Consider the following 18270-nt stretch of genomic DNA (forward strand, 5'->3'; position numbering starts at 1 on the left):
ACGCCTCCAAGAACAAAGTTCGATGGACCCGCGCCGTTGCGGGTCACTAGTCTAGTCAACCCTACCCGTTTTTTACGCCTTCAGTTCATGCCGACTTGCTAAAACGACGACTAACCCGTTTCTTGGGTAGATTCGAAGATTTTATGCCGGCCAAGGAACGTATTTCCATACGCAATGAACTTCTGGGAGCTATCTCGAGTAAAGGGCTCCCTGCTAACACTGACGCACTGCATACCGCGCTGTCATTAGGCAGAAAGCCAACGACGTCGTGCATCGGACCAAAGCGATCCCAAGCTTCGATAAGTCTGCGCTTCGGGCTTCTTCCGCTACGGGAAACGCTGACTCTGTTGAAGATGATTTTCGGTTGTAGATCAGCATGGGATTCTTCAAGTTCATCGATAGCTCGAAGGGCTCGTGGAATGCCGACGCTATCTGATTGCACCACCATGAAAATATCATCCGAGCAGCGCAGCATCTCAACCGTCACGGCATTGCGTTGCGGTGCTTGGGTGTCAAAGCTTAACTGCTCATCCAATGCGATATGCGGTGCGACGTCCAAGACAACCAAATCGTAATGGTCCTTGAACGCCAGAGTCGCTCGACGCAGTGCGGACGGCCTGACTTCTGGCCAACGGCTCGATCGGGGAATCCCGGTGCCCACCCGGATGGTTGTGTCCCCTACTTGGACTAGCGAGCACGCTGCGTTAAGGCGGCTAATGTCGGCGCTTCCGGAATCCATGATGCGACAAATTTGCGCTACGGACGCTGACTCATCCATCAGGCCAAGTTGAATAGAGATCGACGCAGCGTACGTGTCGGCATCCAGCAAGACAACGGATCTGCCTGCGGCCGCCGCCTCGACGGCAAAGTTCAGAGCAACTGTGCTGCGTCCTGGAGACCCCGGAGCACTCCAGAAGGAAACTATCCTCCCCTTGTCCCTTGATTCGAGATCTGCCGTCTCACGATCAGCCTTTTCCGGGTTCCCTTCTGGCAGTTTCAGGGATCGAACGGTTGCCGTGATTCGTTGTTCCAAGTCAGACATGGCGATATCGGCCGGAAGCTGCAGCACCTCGGGCATCGGACTGATAGCAGCCGAGCCATCGAGCAAATATACAACTGCAGTGCCCTGACTCAACAGTTCATCAACCTGTTCCATGAGTGGAACTTGTTGAGCATCGGCGATCAGAAGCACTTCCGCGCCAGCCGTTAGACAGGCTGCAACCGCTTCTGCGATTTCGGAACAGACTCTGGTGACGATCAGTTCGCCTTGATAGCTCTCAATTTGGCGAACCATGGATTCCTGTTCATCCAACAGGACTACGGAGATACTCATTATTCAGCTCCAGCAGGGTTGTAAATCACGATAATCCGGGAATCATTTGCCAGTGCTTGCAACAGTGGTTCCAGCTGGTTCGGCTCCACTAGCAGTTCAAGATTGGTGCCTTGCCGGTTGACTAGTCCGCCTCCACTTTCTACACGCGCTGCGACCTCGACCATCGAAGAGAGCTTTTCCGGAACACCGTATGCGTTTCCGCCTGATTCACGTTTAGCGATCCATACGTCAACGAAGCTTCCCGGTCCGATGGATGAAGTTAGGTCCGCTGGCAGTTCGATATTGATGGGTCGACGCGATCCAAGTTCGCTATGCGTCACCGAGGTTACCGGGATCAATTCTCCTGCGCTGATGAAGGTGTTGGCTCGTGCCAGCTCATCCAAGCCTGATTCCGGGTGGAGGTATCGACTGGCCGTCTCGCCGAGCTGAACCTCTTGAGTTTTCATGTTCTCCGACGTGAGCTGCTCGCCGAGGGTGATGTTGGAGCGGGCCACATAAACGGTGGTTGTTTCATGCATTTCGCCGACGAGGTACATGGTTCCGGCCACTGATGCGACAACGAGGACCGTGCCCAGCGCCAAACGTGGATCCTTCCATCCTGGACGCCTGATTCTCGCAGCTTTTGCCGTTGCTGCCCCTTGGACGCCTTGCTCACTCATCGAGGCCCATCCTTCCACCGGGAAATGTGCTTATGGGTGGTGAGCCTACGACAAGTTACTCCGGTAGAAAAGACCCGTTTACTAGGTGTGGATTAATTTAGCGTCGTCGCGACGACCCAGCCTATGGATCCCAGCGGAATCATCCGCTGCGCCGACGGCTCGCTGGAACGCACATACTCATCACGCTGGTGCGTTGAAATGACCAAAAAATCCTTGGCAGCTTGGTCCAGAGTTCCTTCCGCAATCGGTAGTCCATTAATTCCGTAGATTTGGCAGAGGGACCTGTCCCTCAGCATTCCGCGGATAACCGCCGAAAATCGAATTGCCCTACCTTGTGTACTTCTTGCAGCAGCTGGTCTAGTGGCGGCAGGCAAGGCAATGGATTCGACGGCTTGATATCGAATAACCCATTGGGAGAGGTCTGTTTCCAGGCAAAAGTAATCTTCAGCGCTGGGTCCCAGCCGCGCGCGGATCTCTGTGCTGCCGGCCAGCTTGACTGAAAGTTCACACCCGTGAAAACGCGACAAACTTTCACTCAGTTCAGCAGCTGCCCGCTCAATCCGAGTATTCTCAGCGATTTCATCTCGAAGTTGAGCGCGGCTTTGTTCGGCAAGTTGAGCCTCAAGATCATCAAAGAGTGAATCCCAGCGCATGTGCCAACTGTACGAGACAAACTCTTGTTCCAACAGGTCTTCACAAAAACACTTCTAAGTGTCATTATCTTTATCAAATAGCATCAAATGCTATGAAACTACACCTAAGGAAGTGTTAGCGATAATGAAGATGCGCACACAGATCACGCTCGTCCTCTTCACGAGCGCGTGCTTCGTCATCATTTATGTGGGAATAAGTTCAATCCTCGATTTCGTCTCCACGGCAAAGTCCGGCGTGGAACCGGCAGAGTACATCAAATTCCTGGCCAGCATTTCGGCCTTTTTCCTCGCTGCCTTGCTAGTGGTACGCGTGGCAGCTGCAAAAACGCTAGCCTGGGCGGCACAGCATGAGCACCGACAGGTCCTCGGGTTTTTCCATAGGATTGCGCCGCGGTTCACCCGGCGGATCCTCAGCTCCATCGTTGGCACTTCGATTGCGCTCTCTGCCACCGTGGCGGCAAACGCCGGTGGAACAATTCCGGAGGCCGGCCTTCAGAACGCATATGCCGCTGAGCGCGGGAGCTTGCCAGGGGCAACAGAGGCAACTCAGCGAACTGTCCCCAACGCCCAATGGTTTCCTGAGCAGGTCTCCGTGCCGCTAGGCCGGCTGGTCTCTTCAAGTGCACAGCCGAAGCAGGAACATCTAAGAACCACCACTGAGGTGGTTGTGGCCCAAGGCGAGAACTTATGGAGCATCTCCGCAAGGCTTCTCGGCGCGCAGGCAACAGCAGAGGAGATTTCCGTTTATTGGCCACAGATCTACCAAGCCAATCGCCAAGCCATTGGTCCGGATCCCAACCATTTGGAGGTCGGAACGGTTCTCGTCCTTCCCCCAGCCGAATAACTGGCACCCCATCTCACGCGTCACCGAATCAAGGAGTCATCATCATGAGTACCATCACCATCAGCGCACGTTCCACGGCAGCTCTCCCTGTCCCCCGTTCAACGGAATGGACTTCCCGCGAATCATCCGGGGCTGGGGCACCCTGCGAAGCTCCAGCACACCTGCGAAGGGCGTTGGACCACATATTTCATCGTTCGGAGGTTTGCCGTTCCGAGCACCGGGCTGTCGTGGAAATTACCCATTCCGTGGCGCGCGCAGTTTTCGAAATAGTTGCCGGGTATCGAAGCGTGAGCCAGCTGGCCTTTGTTATGGAACCAAATTGCATCGCCAAGCTACAGCGCCGAGCTCTGCTGGAGACGGCGCAATATACCCTGGAACCGGTGCCCGGCACCGCACATGGCCAAATACTATCGTTGCATTTGGACCGCTGCCTATCCGGCAGTTGGGAGTGCACCGCCATCCTCGGCTTTAAAAGCCGCGTCCGTGCCGTGGCTCTCAAGATTGAGCCATGGCACGGACGTTGGCAAGTCACCGACGTGGAACTTATCTAGTTCCGCTTGGCCTTCTTTTTCTTCTTGGTGTTGGTTGCCTGTGCACGCGTGGTGCTGGCTTCCCCATCTTCGTCTGGCCCGGTGAACTGGAGGTTCTTCGGCTTCGCGGATTCATCGATCACTGGAGCGTCAGCGGCAGCCGCCGAACCCGATGGAATGTCCAGATTGAACAGCGCGCCGATGCTTTCCTCGCGGATGCCTTCCATCATGGTCTGGAACATTGTGAAGCCCTCGCGCTGGTATTCCACCAGCGGGTCACGCTGCGCCATGGCACGCAAGCCAATGCCTTCCTTGAGGTAGTCCATCTCGTACAGGTGCTCTTGCCACTTGCGCCCGATCGTGGACAGTACAACGCGCCGTTCGAGATCACGCATGGTGGATGAACCAACCAGCTTCTCGCGCTCCTCGTACTGGTACTTAGCATCAGAATGGATCTCACGCTCCAGGAACTGCGCCGAGAGGTGGCCCACGCCGCCAGCTTCCTCTACAACTTCATCGAGCGTGATGCCAATCGGGTACAGCTGCTTGAGGTTGGCCCAAAGCTGCTTGAGCTCCCACTCGTCCGGGTTGCCCACCTGAGTCGCTTCCAGGACCATGGCCTTGACGACGTCTTCCAGGAAGTGTCCGACCTTCTCTTCCAGATCGCCGCCTTCCAGGATGGCACGGCGGTCCGCGTAGATCGCCTCGCGCTGGCGGTTCATCACGTCATCGTATTTCAGCACGTTTTTGCGCTGTTCCGCGTTGACGCCTTCCACCTGGGCCTGGGCCGACTCGATGGCTCGGGAAACCATCTTGGACTCCAATGCCACGTCTTCTGGCATCGAAGGATTGTTCATGATGCGCTCGGCCATGCCGGAATTAAAGCGGCGCATCAGGTCATCGGTCATCGACAGGTAGAAGCGGGACTCGCCCGGGTCGCCCTGGCGGCCAGCACGACCACGCAGCTGGTTATCGATTCGGCGTGATTCGTGACGCTCAGTGCCAAGGACATACAGGCCGCCAAGCTCGGCGACCTCCTTGGCTTCCTTGGCTACGGTTTCCTTGGCCTTGGCAAAGACTTCGTCCCAGACCTTGTTGTACTCTTCCGGGTTATTCTCCGCGTTCAGCCCGCGGCGTTCCATCTCGGCTACTGCCAGGAATTCGGCGTTGCCACCGAGCATGATGTCAGTACCGCGACCAGCCATGTTGGTCGAAACGGTCACGCCGTTCTTGCGACCGGCCATGGCGACAACGGCAGCTTCGCGGGCGTGCTGCTTGGCGTTCAGCACTTCGTGGCGGATGCCCTTCTTCGAGAGCAGCCGCGAGAGGTATTCGCTCTTCTCCACGCTGGTGGTACCCACCAGGATGGGCTGGCCGGTAGCGTGGCGTTCAGCGATGTCTTCGACGACTGCGTTGAACTTGGCGACTTCGTTCTTGTAGATGTAGTCGGACTGGTCCTTGCGGATTGCCGGCTTGTTGGTCGGGATTTCCACAACGCCCAATTTGTAGGTGCCCATGAACTCGGCGGCCTCAGTCTGCGCGGTACCGGTCATGCCAGAGATCTTCTCGTACATGCGGAAGTAGTTCTGCAAGGTGATCGTGGCCAACGTCTGGTTTTCGGCCTTGATGGTCACGCTTTCCTTGGCTTCAATAGCCTGGTGCATGCCTTCGGAGTAGCGGCGTCCCTGCAGGGCACGGCCGGTGTGCTCATCAACGATCATGACTTCGCCGTTGACTACAACGTAGTCCTTGTCCTTCTTGAACAGTTCCTTGGCCTTGATGGCATTGTTCAGGAAACCGATCAGTGGGGTGTTATTGGCTTCGTAGAGGTTATCGATGCCCAGGTAATCCTCGACCTTTTCGATACCGGCTTCGAGCACGCCAATGGTGCGCTTCTTTTCGTCGACCTCGTAGTCGTCCTCGCGCTTGAGGCGGGAGACAATCTTGGAGAATTCGGTGTACCAGCGGTTGACATCGCCGGAGGCCTGGCCCGAGATGATCAACGGGGTACGGGCTTCATCGATCAGAATAGAGTCGACCTCATCGACAATGACAAAGTTGTGGCCGCGCTGAACCAGTTCATCCTTGCTCCACGCCATGTTGTCGCGCAGGTAGTCGAAACCGAACTCGTTGTTCGTGCCGTAAGTAATATCAGCTTCGTACTGCTTGCGGCGCTCATCCGGCTTCATATTTGCCAGGATGCAACCGCAGCTCAGGCCTAGGAAACGGAACACTCGGCCCATCAGGTCGGACTGGTACTGGGCCAGGAAATCGTTGGTGGTAACCACGTGCACGCCCTTGCCGGTGAGGGCGTTGAGGTAGGCCGGTGCGGTGGCAACCAGGGTTTTACCTTCACCGGTGCGCATTTCAGCGATATTGCCCAGGTGCAGCGCTGCACCACCCATGAGCTGGACGTCGAAGTGGCGCATGCCCAAAACACGGTCGGAAGCCTCGCGAACCACGGCAAACGCTTCGGGGAGCAGATCATCGAGCGTCTCGCCGTTAGCCAAACGTTCGCGGAACTTGTCGGTTTCGCCCTTGAGCTCTTCGTCTGAAAGTTCGCGAATTTCGACTTCCAACGTATTGATCGTGTCGGCGTACTTACGAAGAGTTTTTAGAGTCTTCTTGTCGCCGGTACGCAAAATACGTTCTAGCAATGATGCCACGTGGTAGCTCCCAATATCTCAAGCACAGTATTTTCTGGCGTCTTTAGTCTACGTGAGGATTTCAGCGCATCTGGCAAATCCTCGCCGTTGAGCACTGCTCTTCTAGCGAACAACAATTTGATGGACAGCCTGTTCACAGCCCAACTTGCACTGCATCAAGCCCCAGCCAGCCGGCCATGCGTTCCAACTCGGCCAGCAGTGGCGGGTGGGCCTCAGTTTCCCAGCCACGTTCAAAATGCACGCTTTTGGCGTGCAGCACCCCTCGGGCTCGATCGGCTTTCAAATCCACACGACCCACAAATTCATCGCCGTAGAGGACTGGAAAGACATAATAACCGTAGCGCCGCTTGTGCTCAGGGACATAAATTTCAATCCGGTACTCGAAGTTGAAGAAGCGTTCCAAGCGTCGTCGATTAAAAACCATGGAATCAAACGGCGATAGCAGCCGCAGGTCAGGTTCGATCTTGCGCGGAATCTTGGTTCCCGGCACCATGTAACAAGGTTCGGCTAGTCCAGATACCTGCACCTGTTCAATGCTCCCGGCCGCTGCCTGATGCGCAAGCGCCGATTTGACGTCTCTAATGGGCAAGCGGAAATATTCAGCGACGCAGTGTGCTGTCGCAATTCCCTGAGCCGCCAGCGAGCGGTGGATCAATCGTTCAAGCGCTGCTTGGCGATGCAGTCCGTCGATCTCCAGAGGCTTTCCAAGAACGTCGTGGGCCAGGGCATACCGGCGTTCGAATTGCGAGTTCCTGCCGAGCGTGAGGATCTTGGCCCGCGCGAAGAGTGATTCCGTGACGTATTTGGTGTCGTTCCAGTTCCAGCCCCAATGCTCCTTGGAGGAGGCCGGCGCAACGTCCAATGCCGAGCTAATTTCTCGGGCGCTGGACCCGGGATTTGTCGCAAGGTAGTCCATTACCCGATGGGATAAATCCTGCTGTTCATCGGTGAACCCATCGGACTTGTCAATCCACGTGCGTCGCTGCCACAGGAGCAGATCCGGGACGAGTTCAGAACTCACCACCGAAGCCTCATGAGCCCAATATTCGGTCAAGGGGCCGCCAGGAGTCGATAGGACTTTGTCCAGGCTGCCAATGTCGTAGGCGCCCAGCCTTGCGAAGACCGGCATGTAATGCGCTCGGCGTACTACGTTGACTGAGTCTATTTGCAGTTGCGATATCGCGTGGACGGTGCTGACCATTTTCCGGGCAGTAACTGCTTGTTCGGTTCTGCTTCGAGACAGGCCTTGGGCGGCCAACGCGATTCGCCGGGCCTGCTTTTGGCTCACGACGCGCTGACCGCCCAATGTGGATTGTGCGCTGATGCTTAACCCTCGGTAACTAGTGACTTGTCGCGGTACCCGCGAGTTTCAATTGTCGATTCTTCATTGGAACTCAGCGATGGGTCCAACGAGATGACACCGTACTGGTATTGGGTGCGGCCGTATACAACCGCGTGCTCGCCCGTGGCTTCATCGATGAACAGGTAGAACGGATGCCCGACCAGCTCCATTCGATCTACTGCATCGTCAACGCTCATCACTTCAGCTGGGAAAGACTTGCGGCGAATGACCACTGGCGAATATTCGGCCACTTCTTCGGCCTGAACGGCCTCTGCCGCCTTTTGGGCTTCGAGTGTCGATTCCACCAGGGACTTCTCGCTTGAGACGGTTGGCAGGGCGCTAGTTGCCTCATGCACCGCGACCGGAGTGTGGTTGCCGCGGTGGACCTTGCGCTTGTCGCGAGCCTTGCGCAGTCGTTCCAGAAGCTTTGCGAAGGCGATGTCGAAGGCCGCAAACTTGTCTGCTCCACGAGCTTCGGCTCGAATTGCTGGCCCGCGGCTAACAACGGTCAATTCAACGGACAGCGCCGTGCTCTGGTCACGGGCATGTGATTCTTTGAGGACCTTGACGTCGATGCGTTGAACCTTGGTGGCCAGCTGGTCGACCTTGGTTATTTTTTCATCCACGTACTCACGGAAACGATCCGAAATGGTGATATTGCGTCCGCTGTAGTTCAGCTCCATGGTGTCCTCCAATAGGGAGTCGGGTGACACAACAGTCCGAAAATTCCATCCTTTCGGACTGAAGATGGGCTTTTCGCTGCATCTGTGATGCAACCCATACTTCACCTTAGGCCACCACAGCGAAGATTCAAGTCTCTAAGCGTAGTTTTCCTATCGCGTTCAGCGTAATCACTGTTCAGGCTCATGATTAGGGGGCTTGGTCAAGGCCAATACAATGCCCAAAGTGACGCTGTAACCCGCTTTATGACAGGCCATTGCAGCCTGCCTCAGGGTCGCCCCGGTGGTGAGGACATCGTCAACCAATATGACGGGGCGTCCAGGAGCATCGGCGCGCTCGGCGATGAAATGTTCTTGCCCGCCGCGTCGGGCTGTTCCGCTCTTGAGTTTCTGCGCGCCCGCAAGAACCGAGCGTGCACGGTAGTGAAGCAGGGGCCTGATGACCAGTTCGCTGGGGTACAGCCCCCTGGCCATGCCATGCTCCAGCATCGAAGCCACCGGTGAATAGCCACGCTTGCCCACGGCCTTGAGTGAACTGGGAACGGCAACAATATAGGTGGCCACCGTCCCCGGCTGCGGAATACAGCTGGAATTGATCGCTGCGGCCACGTACGGGGCAAAGACTGCGGCAAGAAAGTAGCGCTGCTTGTTCTTGAACGCCAGCATGGCACGGGCCAATTCCCTGCCATAGATACCGCATGAACTGACCGGCAGCTGATGGGCTAGCAGCGGCAATTCGACGTAGTGGTGATGTCCATCTGGCAGCGGCGGGAGGAAAAGCTGATGCTGGATCTCGGTTCGGCATTCGGGACAGAGCCGAAAGTCAGCTCTGGAGCACACTGCGCAGCTTGTCGGTACCAGAAAATTGGCCAGCTCCCGAAGGCCGAAACTCATCCACCTCATCGGACGCCACTGGCTAAGAGTGTCCAAGGCGCGCAACCATGCTGTCGGTATTTCCATCTTTTGAGGATGGCTTGCAAGATCGTGACTGAGGCCAAGCGGCCGACCGGATGTGGAAAGTGCGGGGGTCTATCCAGGGTAGGCAACGTCCTGTGCAAAATCGTCGAGCTCGTGCCATGAATTGCCCACACGCGTGTAGAGCTTCTCGTTGGTTTCAGCGTAGACCTCGCGCCGTTCGCCAACGCCGGTGGCGATACCGACCATGCCCAGAAGCAGCTGCAGGTGCTCGCTGCCGCCTTCAAAGGTCATCTGCGCCGCCTCTACAGCTTCAGAGTCGTCCAGTGCTGCCACGATAATCGAGCTGTCTGAATCCCATAGCGCGGTATTCACCGGAACCTCCGGATACAGGCGCATCGGAGAATCGGTCAGGCCGCGCGGCACTCCTTCGGCATCGCGGATGATGCCAGCGACATAAACGGTGGTTGAATTGCCATCGGTGGCCACGATCAGGGCCCGGGCGCCATCACGGGAAATCCGCAAGGAATCAATGTTGGCACCTTCCAGCCATGCCACATCGATCGGTCGCGCTTCGCCTTTGGTTTCGGTGTCAGCAGGAATGGCCATGATCGGGGTTTTTGCCCCGTTATCGGCCGTCCAGGTCCAGCCGGCCACGTCCATCGATGGCTGGATCAAATCCTTGCCTGAAAGCGCCAGCCGAAGCTTGCCCGAGTCGTCGATTCTCAAAAGCTGCGTGCGCCGGCCGTTGAGGAACGCGTAGCTGTTGCCCACCGGCGACATCGCAGGATCCCTTGGATCATAGGCCGACACATCTGGCAGTCCGCCCACCGGGATGATCGACCGGCCCTTGACATAAACCAGATCCTGGTCGGAGATACCCACCAGCGTGTCTTGGGTGCTCGGATTGATTTCCGCCGGCTCAATCGCCGATTCATTCGAAGCCAAGTTAACGTCGTTTTCTTCGCGCAGCATCTTGACCGAGTCCACCGAAGACAAGCTGGTCAACGAGGCCTCAAGCTGCTGCATCATCAACAGCAAGGTCTGGTCGGTGGTATCGGCAAAGGAATCAGAATTCAGGTCAATGGTTGCCTCGCGATCGCGCACTGGCACCGCGGAGCGAACCAATTGGCTGGCCGAGGAGAAGGCCGAAACCACCGCGTTCTGCAGGTATGGGGCCGGCCCCTTGAGCAATGCTTCGACCATGGAGGTGGCAGTCCCGGATCCGGAGGTAAACCAGCGGACATCTGGAACGAGGTAGGCGTAGCTGGCGTCATAGAAGTACAGGGTCTGCGCGGCGAAGATCTTGGTGAAAGTCGAGGCTTCGAGCATGGTGCCATCGGGGGCATCAATAATGCGCCACTGGTCATCGACCTTGGCTACCTTGATATCCACGGCCCGGGTTGAATGGCTCGCGTAATTGGTCCGCACCCCTTGAGCGTCCACTTCCCCAGTGATTTCCAATTGGATGGTGTACTGGTTGGCGTCGGCCCCGTTAACCACGTTGAAGGCCTCATAGATCAGCGTTTGGGTGTCTCCGCGCCATGAGTTTTTCAGCTCGGCTGTCATATATTCGCGGGCCACCGCATAGTCCTCGGCGACCGATCGTCCAGCCTCGACAAAACCCTCGACGATGGCCCGGGCATCGGCGCCATCGGACGGCCCTTCAGCTGCGTAGCTGTAGCTTTCGCCGCCGCCGTCTTCTGTTGCTGCCTCGATCTGCTGGACACTGGAGGAACGCGGAATCGAAGCACAACCGGAGAGGACCAGCAGCCCCGCCAAGAGCGAGCAGAGCAATACCCGCAGTTTGTGAGCCACTAGTTCTCCTCCTTTTTCGTTTCGCTGCTCGGCGCGCCCGGATCAGTCACGTCGTCGTCGGCCAGGGCATCATCGAGGCCGAGGATCAATGGCGTGTAGCCGATCTTGGGCACCTCGCCGGTCAGCGGGAAGCTGTCACCCACCGGAGGCAGGATGTTTTCCGGGACGGCCGGTTCCAGGGGCAGTGGCGAAGAATCAATTTCATGGTCTTCGGACTTGGGCAGTGTCAGGCGGAATACCGAGCCAACCTTCGGCTTGCCCCACGCCTCCAAACGCCCCTCATGCAGGCGGGTGTCTTCCATGGAGATCGACAGGCCGAGCCCGGAGCCGCCAGTGGTTCTCGCACGGGCCGGATCGGCACGCCAGAACCTGTCGAAGACGTGCTGGCAAGCATCCTGGGACATGCCAATGCCGTAGTCGCGAACGGAAACTGCCACGGCACCCTGGTTCGCGGCGATAGTGATGTCAATCGGGTTGCTTTCGCCGTGTTCCACCGCGTTTAGAACAAGGTTGCGAATGATTCGCTCGACGCGGCGCGGATCGACTTCCGCCACGCAGCCTTCGCTTGGCGCGTTTAGCCGAATGATCGACCCGTATTCATCGGCGACCGGCGTGGCAGTCTCGATCACCTTGCGGGCGATCGCATTCAAGTCGGTGGACTCCCGGTCCAAGACCGCCACACCGGCGTCAAAGCGGGAGACTTCGAGCAGGTCATTGAGCAGGTGCTGGAAGCGCTCGATCTGGTTGTACATCAGCTCGGCAGAGCGTGCGGTGAGCGGATCGAAACCCTCGCGCGCGTCGTGGATGACTTCCGCGGCCATGCGCACCGTGGTCAGCGGAGTACGCAGCTCATGCGAGACATCGGAGACGAAGCGCTGCTGCATCGCGGAGAGATTGTTCAGCTGGGTGATCTGCTCCTGCAAGGAATGTGCCATGTGGTTGAATGCAGTACCCAAACGGGCCACCTCGTCCTTGCCTGCAACCTTCATGCGCCGGTCGAGATCGCCGGAGGCAATCCGCTCGGAAACATAGGCCGCATCGGCTACGGGTCGGACCACGGTACGCGCCACCGACCAGGCCACAAAACCGACTACGGCAAGAAGGATCAAGCCGGTGAATGCCAGGGCGCGGTTGATGAATTCCAAGGTGGACTGGACGCTGGACAGGTCGTAGACAAGGTACAGCCCGTACTCGCGGCCCGGCGGAATCAGGACCTTGGTGCCAACAACGAGGCCTGGCTGGGCTTGGTCGTCATTGCCCAGTTCAACAGAACGCCAATAGATGCCCTGCTCGCCGGCGATCCTTTCGGCAAGATCCGCCGGGATCACCCGCGTGGTCAGCGATCCCGAAGCCATCGGGCCGACATAGAGGCTCTGGTCTCCGGCGATGGGCATGAGAACAAAGTCGCGCACCACGGTGGCGCCATCGCCCTCGAGGGAGGCGAGCGTCGAGTTGACCAGCGCCTGGGTCGAGGCGCGGTCGGTGGTTGACGCCGATTCGAGGATAGACCGGGCCTGGGTCAGGCCCCGCTCGGACTCCTTGGAGATCTGGTTAACACGCTCCTCGTAGAGCGTGGAAGCAATCTGGTTCGAGAGAAAAGCGCCGGCCGCCAACAGGGCCAACGTGGTGAACAGCAGGGTGGAGATCACCGTGCGATAGATCAAATGCCGTTGCCAGCGCTGCCTGAGCGCCAGCAATGGGCGCCTGAGCCAGGGCTGCAGCTTGGCTGGGGAGAACCGCTTCGATCGAGTTTGGGCAGACACGTCGAGCGGAATCAGCTCCTTGCCGGTCGACGCGGGTGAGCTCAACTCGCCGTACCAGCTTTGTATCCCACCCCGCGTACGGTTTGGATGATCTGTGGCTTCTCGGGGTCGATTTCGATCTTGGAACGCAGGCGCTGGACGTGGACGTTAACCAGCCGGGTATCTGCCGCGTGGCGGTAGCCCCAGACGGCTTCGAGCAGCTGTTCGCGGCTGAAGACCTGCCACGGCTTGCGGGCCATGGTCACCAGCAAATCAAATTCCAGCGGGGTCAGCGAAACGGAATCCTTGCCACGGGTGACCTGATGGCCGGCAACATCGATGGAGACTTCGCCAACCTGCAGGGTTTCGGCCGCGTGGGTCTCGCTCGGGCGCAAGCGGGCGCGCACACGAGCCACAAGTTCGGCGGGCTTGAACGGCTTGGGCACGTAGTCGTCGGCGCCGGATTCCAAGCCACGAACCACGTCGGCGGTATCCGATTTGGCGGTCAGCATGACCACTGGAACATCGGATTCGGCACGGATCTGCTTGCAGACTTCAATGCCGTCGATGCCCGGGAGCATCAGGTCCAGAAGTACCAGGTCGGGGTTGAACTCACGGAATGCTGCTAGTGCACCGGATCCTTCATAGCAAAATGATGCTTCAAAGCCGTCATTTTGCAGAACGATGCCAATCATTTCCGACAATGCCTCATCGTCGTCAACGACTAAAATCCGTGCTTTCATTCCATGTCCCCTATAACCGTAGGCCTGAGGTTCCAACCGTCTGGTCAAACCGGGCAGATCAGCTACCCCACTACTCCTAAGATACATGAACAGCTGCCGTATTCCGGCTGTGACCGGCACGAATAAACCAAACCGTTATGCGTCGACGCGCGTTTGCTCCAACGCCTGGGCATAGGAGGAAAGATGCTGCAAGGTGCTGACCGCCTCAGCGCTGGTGCATCGGGTGAAATCCCCACGGGGCATCAGCGTCATCGAGCCTAGCTGGCTATCTGCCAAGCCAAGTTGCCGCCACGGGCGCAAGATCGAATTAACTGCTTCGACCACCCCCGGAGCCCGCAGCCCGGGAGCGAGCACCTGCAGGAAGACCCTGCCGCCGCCCTCGACAAATCCGGCCACCCGTTCCCATTGGCGATGGCCCATTCCCTGCGGGTCGATGGCCACCGCAGTGGTGCCGGCTTGGGTGAGCAGGTCCATCCGATCGATCCAGCGCTCGTCGCCCGTGGGCAGGTTCAGCAAGGGCTGGATCTGGTGCTGCGGCGCATCGGCGCGGAGCACCTTGAAGAACTCCTCATAGCTGTTGCGCACTTCGGATCGCGGAATCGAGCGCAGCGAGCGGTAGCCGCTGGAGGTTTTGATGGTGCCATCGAGCACGTCAGCGAACTGCGGCTCATCAAGCTGCACGGTGAATGAACGCACGCTGGTGATGCGCGCGAGCCGGTCGAGGTGCTCCTTGAGCCCATGGGCGTAGGCGGCAATGATGTCCCGGCGAGCGCCGTGATCGCTGATCGTCCGCTCGCCACTGGAGAGGTAGAGGCGTGCCGCGAGGCTCCATGGCCCGAGCACCGTGAGCTTGAGCCGCTGGGCAGGCTTCTGCTCGGCACCGAGCACGTCGGCCAGCAGATTTTCGTCGCTGCGCAGGATGCTGCGTGCCCTGCGGGCATCAACACCGTCGTTCACGCCGACGCGCCAGCCGTGCGGCTGCAGGTCGAATCCGATCTCGGCGAGCAGCGTGGCGCTGCGGCCGACCGGGTCGGCCCCTACTCCCCGGTCGGCAAGCTGCGGGAAGACCGCAAGGTTCGGCTCTCCCAGCTCTCCGCGAATGATCTCGTGGATTTGCAGCGGGTCGGTTCCGGGAAACTGGCAGAACGCGGTGGCATGCACGTCGTTGCGCTCTGGCTGATGGGGCTGCTCAGGCATCGTTGTGCGAGTCGGAAATATTCTGGTGGTGGCGGATCACTTCGGAAATCACGAAATTCAGGAACTTCTCGGCAAATTCCGGATCGAGGTGCGCCTCGTGCGCCAGGGCCCGCAGGCGCTCGATCTGTGACTTTTCGCGGTTGGGATCGCTCGGTGGAAGCTTGTGTTGGGCTTTGAGGTGTCCTACCCGCTGGGTCGCCTTGAAGCGCTCGGCCAACAGGTAGACCAATTGTGCATCGAAATTGTCGATGCTGCCGCGGATGGCGTATAGCTCCTGAAGCACTTCATTCTGGACCTCACCGTGCAACGAGCTGGCGTGCGGGTCGAATGACTCATTCAGTGCAGTGTTTTTCGGCTCGTTCATGGTGTTAAGTTTACGGGTTCACCTGCCAGATCTCCCACAAAGTGACATGCCCCCGCTGCGCGGGTCGCGCTGCGGGGGCATGCCAGCCGGTGGTCGAATCAGGGTTAGGCCTGGTTCAGTTCTTCGATCAGTTTTCGGCGCTGGGCCTGCTCGCGCGGGTCCGGGACCGGCAGCGAGGCGATCAGCCGCTGGGTGTAGCTGTGCTGCGGGTTCGCCAGGACCTTGGACCCCAGGCCTTCTTCGATCAGGCTTCCCCGGTAGAGCACGCCCACCCAGGTGGCCAGCTGGTCAACCACGGCCAAATCGTGGGACACGAAGAGCGCGGCGAAACCGAGCTCGTTTTGCAATTCCCGGAACAGCTCAAGGACCTTGGCCTGCACTGACACGTCCAGGGCGCTGGTCGGCTCGTCGGCGATCAGCAGTTTCGGATCCAGGGCCAGAGCACGGGCCAGGGAAGCGCGCTGACGCTGGCCGCCGGAAAGTTCGTGCGGGTAGCGCTGGGCAAATCCTGCCGGCAGCTGGACAGCCTCTAGCAACTGCGCGACCTTGGCCCGGCTTTGCGCCGGGTTGAGGTCGCGATGAACGGCCAGCGGCTCCGCAACGCATTCGCCCACGGTCAGGTGCGGGTTGAAACTTGCAGCCGGGTCCTGGAAGACAAAACCGATCTGTTCGCGCAAGGGCTTGAAGCTGCGCTCCTTGAATTGCGCCATCTCGTAGCCCAGGACCTTGAGGGATCCCGAGGTGATGCGGTTCAACCCCGCAATGCTGCGCCCAATGGTGGTCTTGCCCGATCCCGACTCGCCCACCAGGCCGTAGACCTCGCCGGCATGGATTTTCAGGTCTACGTCCTTGACCGCGGTGAATCCTGGGGCACCCAGGCGCCCGGGGAAATGAACCCCCAGCCCGGCGGCTTCCACCAGGACCTGTGCATCCTCATGGGGGCGCTGGTCCAGATGCTCGGAGGCGCTGTCCCGGCCGAGGTGCGGCACAGCGGCCAGCAAGGACTTGGTGTAGTCCTCCTGGGGCCGTTCGAACAGTTCCAGTGCCGGCGCCTGCTCGACGATCTGCCCCTGGTTCATTACGACCACGCGATCGGCGATGTCGGCGACCACGCCCATATTGTGGGTGATGATCACGATGGCGGTGCCCAGTTCCTCGCGCAGCCCACGCAGCAGCGAGAGGATTTCTGCCTGCACGGTGACGTCCAGGGCGGTGGTCGGCTCGTCGGCAACGATGAGCTTCGGTTTCAGGGCCAGGGCGGCGGCGATGACCACGCGCTGCTTCTGCCCGCCGGAGAATTGGTGCGGGTAGTAGTTCACCCGTTGCTCCGGGTCGGGGATGCCGACCTGGCGCATGGCTTCAATGGCGCGGGCCTTGGCTTCCTTCTTGGAGATCTTGTTGTGGGTGCGAATCCCTTCCATGATCTGCCAGCCCACGGTGAACACCGGGTTCAGCGCCGTGGAAGGCTCCTGGAACACCATGGCCACATCGCGGCCGCGCACGGCGCGCAATTGGGAGCCGTGCAGGGTGAGCATGTTCTTGCCGTTGAGGTAGACCCCGCCATGGGCGGCACCGTTTTCCGCGAGAATGCCCAGGGCGGTGCGGGCCGTGACCGACTTGCCCGAGCCTGATTCGCCAACAATCGCCAGGATCTCTCCGGCCTTGACTTTGAGGTCCACTCCCCGCACCGCTGGCACTGCCCCGGCGTCGGTGACAAAGTCGATATTCAGCCCGTCAATGCGAAGGACATCGGCCCCCGCGTCCTGAGCGCGACGGGTATCAGTTGAACTCTGCTTCACTGGGCTGCTCCTGCCTGTGCGGACTGCGTGATTCGCTTGGCTTTCTTCCGGCTGAAGCGCCGCAGCCGTGGATCATTCAGGTCATTCATGGATTCCCCGACCAGGGTCAGGCCCATGACGGTCAGCACGATGGCCAAGCCCGGGAACAGGCCCGTCCACCAGATGCCGCTGGTGGCATCGGACATCGCGCGGTTCAGGTCATAGCCCCATTCGGAGGCCGCGGTTGGTTCGATGCCAAAGCCCAGGAAGCCCAGGCCCGCCAAGGTCAGCAGCGCCTCGGTGGCGTTCAGGGTGAAGATCAGCGGCAGGGTGCGAGTGGAATTGCGCAACAGGTGGGTGAACATCACTCGCCACGGGCTGGCGCCGATCACCTGTGCCGACTCGACAAACGGTTCGGCTTTCAGGCGCATGACTTCGGCGCGGACCACTCGGAAATACTGCGGTATGAACACCACGGTGATGGAAATGGCCGCGGCCATGATGCCGCCAAAGAGCGAGGACTGCCCCTGCGAGATCACGATGGACATGACAATGGCCAGCAGCAGCGAGGGGAAAGCGTAGATCGCGTCGGCGAGGACAACCATGATCCGGTCGAACCAGCCGCCGAGGTAGCCAGAGACCAAGCCCAGCAGCACGCCGACGAACAGGGACATGATCACGGCGGTCACGATGACCCAGATGGCGGTTTGCGCGCCATACAGGGTGCGGGTGAACACGTCATAGCCAGTGGAGGTGGTACCCCAGATGAACTTTCCATCCGGTGCGGCCTGCCGCGGGAAATCCCCGGAGGCATCCGAGGACTGGGCGAAGTCGAAGGGCACGATCAGCGGCGCCAGGAGCGCGCACAGGAGGAATAGTGCCGAGAGCACGAGCCCGGCAATCAGCATGCCGCGCTGCAGCCCTGAGGACATCCGCAGGTGCGAAATTACCGGGAGTTGTTTCAGCCGGGAACCGGCGGAGGTTGGCAAGGTGGGCGTAGCCATGT

Annotated in this window: 16 protein-coding genes; 2 read left to right on the forward strand and 14 right to left on the reverse strand. The window is 59.1% G+C overall.

All coding sequences use genetic code 11. The features are described 5' to 3' along the window. Nucleotides 1–85: 85 nt before the first annotated feature. From AC6CHO_RS01005 to AC6CHO_RS01015, 3 genes are all read right to left on the reverse strand, one after another. On the reverse strand, nucleotides 86–1333 hold the full coding sequence (locus tag AC6CHO_RS01005) for a CpaE/TadZ family protein (protein ID WP_498213191.1): 1248 nt from the start codon (nucleotides 1331–1333) through the stop codon (nucleotides 86–88). Continuing rightward, entirely contained in the window at nucleotides 1333–1992 is a 660-nt protein-coding gene (locus tag AC6CHO_RS01010) for a hypothetical protein (protein ID WP_498213192.1), read from the reverse strand. Before AC6CHO_RS01010 ends, AC6CHO_RS01005 begins: the two co-directional genes overlap by 1 nt. 92 nt (nucleotides 1993–2084) lie before the next feature. Next, nucleotides 2085–2645, reverse strand: coding sequence for a hypothetical protein (locus tag AC6CHO_RS01015; protein WP_498213193.1), 561 nt, complete (start codon nucleotides 2643–2645; stop codon nucleotides 2085–2087). 124 nt (nucleotides 2646–2769) lie between these two features. Between AC6CHO_RS01015 and AC6CHO_RS01020 the strand changes: the two genes are divergently transcribed. Both AC6CHO_RS01020 and AC6CHO_RS01025 read left to right on the forward strand, forming a co-directional pair. Next, complete coding sequence (locus AC6CHO_RS01020; protein WP_498213194.1) at nucleotides 2770–3489, forward strand: LysM peptidoglycan-binding domain-containing protein; 720 nt, start codon at nucleotides 2770–2772, stop codon at nucleotides 3487–3489. Nucleotides 3490–3533: 44 nt separating this feature from the next. Next, entirely contained in the window at nucleotides 3534–4040 is a 507-nt protein-coding gene (locus tag AC6CHO_RS01025; RefSeq protein ID WP_498213195.1) for an Rv3235 family protein, read from the forward strand. Here the strand turns inward: AC6CHO_RS01025 and secA are convergent. The 11 genes from secA to AC6CHO_RS01080 all read right to left on the reverse strand — a co-directional run bounded on the left by secA (nucleotide 4037) and on the right by AC6CHO_RS01080 (nucleotide 18268). Continuing rightward, on the reverse strand, nucleotides 4037–6685 hold the full coding sequence (gene secA / locus AC6CHO_RS01030) for a preprotein translocase subunit SecA (protein WP_498213196.1): 2649 nt from the start codon (nucleotides 6683–6685) through the stop codon (nucleotides 4037–4039). The genes AC6CHO_RS01025 and secA overlap by 4 nt on opposite strands. Nucleotides 6686–6818: 133 nt before the next feature. Continuing rightward, nucleotides 6819–7973: a winged helix-turn-helix domain-containing protein gene (locus tag AC6CHO_RS01035; RefSeq protein ID WP_498213197.1), complete on the reverse strand. Its 1155-nt coding sequence runs from the start codon at nucleotides 7971–7973 to the stop codon at nucleotides 6819–6821. A 38-nt stretch (nucleotides 7974–8011) separates the two neighbouring features. After that, the gene (gene hpf / locus AC6CHO_RS01040; RefSeq protein ID WP_498213198.1) at nucleotides 8012–8710 is read right to left on the reverse strand and encodes a ribosome hibernation-promoting factor, HPF/YfiA family; all 699 of its coding nucleotides are present in this window, start codon (nucleotides 8708–8710) and stop codon (nucleotides 8012–8014) included. A 168-nt stretch (nucleotides 8711–8878) separates the two neighbouring features. After that, entirely contained in the window at nucleotides 8879–9373 is a 495-nt protein-coding gene (locus AC6CHO_RS01045; RefSeq protein WP_498213199.1) for a ComF family protein, read from the reverse strand. A 363-nt stretch (nucleotides 9374–9736) separates the two neighbouring features. After that, nucleotides 9737–11440 carry an LpqB family beta-propeller domain-containing protein gene (locus AC6CHO_RS01050; RefSeq protein ID WP_498213201.1) on the reverse strand — a complete coding sequence of 568 codons (1704 nt, stop codon included), beginning with the start codon at nucleotides 11438–11440 and terminating at the stop codon, nucleotides 9737–9739. Beyond that, a complete protein-coding gene (mtrB, locus tag AC6CHO_RS01055) occupies nucleotides 11440–13248 on the reverse strand; it encodes an MtrAB system histidine kinase MtrB (RefSeq protein ID WP_498213202.1) in 1809 nt (602 codons plus the stop codon). The genes AC6CHO_RS01050 and mtrB overlap by 1 nt, the downstream gene beginning before the upstream one ends. After that, nucleotides 13245–13925: an MtrAB system response regulator MtrA gene (gene mtrA, locus AC6CHO_RS01060; RefSeq protein WP_060702004.1), complete on the reverse strand. Its 681-nt coding sequence runs from the start codon at nucleotides 13923–13925 to the stop codon at nucleotides 13245–13247. The genes mtrB and mtrA overlap by 4 nt, the downstream gene beginning before the upstream one ends. 135 nt (nucleotides 13926–14060) lie before the next feature. Next, complete coding sequence (locus AC6CHO_RS01065) at nucleotides 14061–15122, reverse strand: uroporphyrinogen decarboxylase/cobalamine-independent methonine synthase family protein (RefSeq protein ID WP_498213203.1); 1062 nt, start codon at nucleotides 15120–15122, stop codon at nucleotides 14061–14063. After that, entirely contained in the window at nucleotides 15115–15486 is a 372-nt protein-coding gene (locus AC6CHO_RS01070) for a chorismate mutase (protein WP_498213204.1), read from the reverse strand. Before AC6CHO_RS01070 ends, AC6CHO_RS01065 begins: the two co-directional genes overlap by 8 nt. A gap of 104 nt (nucleotides 15487–15590) precedes the next feature. Continuing rightward, entirely contained in the window at nucleotides 15591–17285 is a 1695-nt protein-coding gene (locus AC6CHO_RS01075; protein ID WP_498213205.1) for a dipeptide ABC transporter ATP-binding protein, read from the reverse strand. Next, entirely contained in the window at nucleotides 17282–18268 is a 987-nt protein-coding gene (locus AC6CHO_RS01080) for an ABC transporter permease (RefSeq protein WP_498213206.1), read from the reverse strand. Before AC6CHO_RS01080 ends, AC6CHO_RS01075 begins: the two co-directional genes overlap by 4 nt. Between the last annotated feature and the right edge of the window lie 2 nt (nucleotides 18269–18270).

The sequence above is a fragment of the Glutamicibacter sp. GQ173 genome (assembly GCF_059759215.1).

What these genes read in the sequence shown, in the direction of transcription:
- AC6CHO_RS01065 (WP_498213203.1), bottom strand. Translation starts at nt 15,122, where the DNA reads ATGCCTGAGCAGCCCCATCAGCCAGAGCGCAACGACGTGCATGCCACC.
- hpf (WP_498213198.1), bottom strand. Translation starts at nt 8,710, where the DNA reads ATGGAGCTGAACTACAGCGGACGCAATATCACCATTTCGGATCGTTTC.
- AC6CHO_RS01015 (WP_498213193.1), bottom strand. Translation starts at nt 2,645, where the DNA reads ATGCGCTGGGATTCACTCTTTGATGATCTTGAGGCTCAACTTGCCGAA.
- AC6CHO_RS01070 (WP_498213204.1), bottom strand. Translation starts at nt 15,486, where the DNA reads ATGAACGAGCCGAAAAACACTGCACTGAATGAGTCATTCGACCCGCAC.
- mtrA (WP_060702004.1), bottom strand. Translation starts at nt 13,925, where the DNA reads ATGAAAGCACGGATTTTAGTCGTTGACGACGATGAGGCATTGTCGGAA.
- AC6CHO_RS01005 (WP_498213191.1), bottom strand. Translation starts at nt 1,333, where the DNA reads ATGAGTATCTCCGTAGTCCTGTTGGATGAACAGGAATCCATGGTTCGC.
- AC6CHO_RS01025 (WP_498213195.1), top strand. Translation starts at nt 3,534, where the DNA reads ATGAGTACCATCACCATCAGCGCACGTTCCACGGCAGCTCTCCCTGTC.
- AC6CHO_RS01020 (WP_498213194.1), top strand. Translation starts at nt 2,770, where the DNA reads ATGAAGATGCGCACACAGATCACGCTCGTCCTCTTCACGAGCGCGTGC.
- AC6CHO_RS01010 (WP_498213192.1), bottom strand. Translation starts at nt 1,992, where the DNA reads ATGAGTGAGCAAGGCGTCCAAGGGGCAGCAACGGCAAAAGCTGCGAGA.
- AC6CHO_RS01045 (WP_498213199.1), bottom strand. Translation starts at nt 9,373, where the DNA reads ATGCTGGCGTTCAAGAACAAGCAGCGCTACTTTCTTGCCGCAGTCTTT.
- AC6CHO_RS01080 (WP_498213206.1), bottom strand. Translation starts at nt 18,268, where the DNA reads ATGGCTACGCCCACCTTGCCAACCTCCGCCGGTTCCCGGCTGAAACAA.